Genomic DNA, 1995 nt, shown 5'->3' with positions numbered 1-1995 from the left:
GCCTGATCCATGAACATGGATCAGGCCGTCGCCGACAATCGATCGGCCGACCTGCCGTTCCGGCGATTCCGACTTTGCGCATCGGGCGCGCCATTCGCGCACGGTGCGCGGGCTGGTGCCGACCGCCGCGGCCACCGCGGCGACGGTCCGGCCCGCGGCCGGGCGCGTGACAATCAGCATTCGACTATGCGGCGTGGTGCGCGCATTCTCATGGGCGTCCATCCGGGGCTCCGGGTTGGTGGTCGTCGGCCTCGCAACCACAGCCTTCCAACGCGGCCCCGGAGAGACAACCTCCATAGCAACGACATCCAGCCTGACATCGCCGACACGGAGGCCCGCCCATGCCCCTCGCCCGCTCCCTCGCCGCGCTGCTGTGCGGCGGCGCGCTGCTGCTCGCCGCCGGCGCGGCCCGAGCCGATTCCATAGATGGCGCCTGGTGCACCGAGGGCGGTCTGCGCATGACCATCCAGGGCCCGAATCTCGTCTCGCCGGGCGGCGTGCGGATGAGCGGAGACTACACGCGACACGGCTTCAGCTATGCCGCGCCGGCCGGCGAGCCCGGCGGCGGCGGCCAGGTGCGGCTGCAGCTGCGCGGCGAAGACCTGATGCTGGCGGAAGCCTCTTCCGGCACCATCGAGCGCACCTGGCGCCGCTGCGGGCCGCCGGTCAGCTGATCCTTCGCGCCGCGCGCGCCGCGGCGACGGATGGTTGCCGCTTCGCGTGCGAAGCCGATGCATCGGTTGCGCCCGGACGCGCGCTGCGGAAGACTGCGGCCCGCAAGCTGGGAGACGAACGATGCGACAGACGACCTCACGCCGCTTCCTGTTGGCCGGCGCCACCTCGCTTCTCGCCCTGCCCGCGCTGGCGCAGGGCAGCTTCCCGGACAAGCCGATCCGCATCATCGTGCCCTTTCCGCCCGGGGGCGGCACGGACAACCAGGCGCGCGCCTTCGCCGATGCGCTCTCGCGCGAGATGCCGCAGCGGATCGTGGTGGACAACCGCGCCGGCGCCGGCGGCAACATCGGCGTGGACGCCGCGGCGCGCCGCGCGGCGGACGGCTACACGCTGCTCGCCACCGGGCCGAACATCATCAACACGCGCTACCTGATCAAGGACACGCCGTTCCGCTGGGAGCGGGACTTCGACACGCTGGGGCTGATGTTCTCCTCCCCCAACGTGCTGGTCGTGCATCCCTCGGTGCCGGCGCGCACGGTGCCGGAGTTCATCGCCCATCTGAAGGCCAATCCAGGCAAGCTGAACTTCGCCTCCGCCGGCGCCGGCGGCTCGATCCATCTCTCGGGCGAGCTGTTCATGAGCATGACCGGGACACAGATGACGCATGTGCCCTATCGCGGCGATGCGCTGGCGCGGACCGACCTGACGAACGGCAATGTGCAGGTGATGTTCAACACCCTCGTCACCTCGGTGCAGCCGGTCCTCACCGGCCAGTGGCGCGGCCTGGCAGTGACGGGCGAGCAGCGCGCCAAGTCGCTGCCCGACCTGCCCACCGTGGCCGAGGCCGGCGTGCCGGGCTTCAGCGTGATCTCCTGGATGGGCCTCTTCGCGCCGAAGGGCATCCCGGCCGAGGCGGTGGCGAAGATCCGCGAGGGTTTCGACAAGGTCTTCGCCAACCCGGCGAATGTGGCGGAGTTCGAGCAGAAGTTCAGCGTGGACACGATCCCCTCGAGCCCCGCGCAGCACCTGGCCTTCATGCAAGCCGAGGAGCGGAAGTGGGCGCCGATCCTGAGCCGCTTCGATCCCGCCTGACGCCTTGCGCCACCTCACCATCGCGGCGGAGAAGTGCCGCTTCCTGCCCGCGACGCGGGTGACCGACGACACCAGCGTCCTGACGCTGAAGACGCTGGTGTTCGAGCCGCTGCTCAGGTGGACAGAGGGCGGGGGGGGGGGGGCCCCCCCCCGGGGCGGGGGAGGAATGCGGTAATATGTTACCGCATATCCAAAAGGCCCTTCCCGCTTGACTTTTCCGCCCCTTCC

At 70.4% G+C, this 1995-nt stretch carries 4 protein-coding genes; 3 read left to right on the top strand and 1 reads right to left on the bottom strand.

From position 1 onward, the window contains the following. The coding region (locus AC1MIR_RS25025) for a helix-turn-helix domain-containing protein (RefSeq protein ID WP_480030889.1) at positions 1-222 on the bottom strand (222 nt) is incomplete at its 3' end. Between the two features lie 119 nt (positions 223-341). On the opposite strand from AC1MIR_RS25025, the gene AC1MIR_RS25020 reads away from it, so the two are divergent. The 3 genes from AC1MIR_RS25020 to AC1MIR_RS25010 all read left to right on the top strand — a co-directional run bounded on the left by AC1MIR_RS25020 (position 342) and on the right by AC1MIR_RS25010 (position 1942). Then, entirely contained in the window at positions 342-674 is a 333-nt protein-coding gene (locus AC1MIR_RS25020) for a hypothetical protein (protein WP_480030888.1), read from the top strand. A 121-nt stretch (positions 675-795) separates the two neighbouring features. Beyond that, on the top strand, positions 796-1767 hold the full coding sequence (locus AC1MIR_RS25015) for a Bug family tripartite tricarboxylate transporter substrate binding protein (protein WP_480030887.1): 972 nt from the start codon (positions 796-798) through the stop codon (positions 1765-1767). A 4-nt stretch (positions 1768-1771) separates the two neighbouring features. Then, the gene (locus AC1MIR_RS25010; protein ID WP_480030886.1) at positions 1772-1942 is read left to right on the top strand and encodes a hypothetical protein; all 171 of its coding nucleotides are present in this window, start codon (positions 1772-1774) and stop codon (positions 1940-1942) included. Positions 1943-1995 lie beyond the last annotated feature (53 nt).

Source organism: Falsiroseomonas sp. RANM36, from assembly GCF_056682175.1.
Note: the sequence above shows the minus strand (reverse complement) of the source record. Positions and strands in the feature narration are given on the sequence as shown.

Coding starts and splice junctions, on each gene's coding strand:
- AC1MIR_RS25020 (WP_480030888.1), top strand. CDS start 342: ATGCCCCTCGCCCGCTCCCTCGCCGCGCTGCTGTGCGGCGGCGCGCTG.
- AC1MIR_RS25015 (WP_480030887.1), top strand. CDS start 796: ATGCGACAGACGACCTCACGCCGCTTCCTGTTGGCCGGCGCCACCTCG.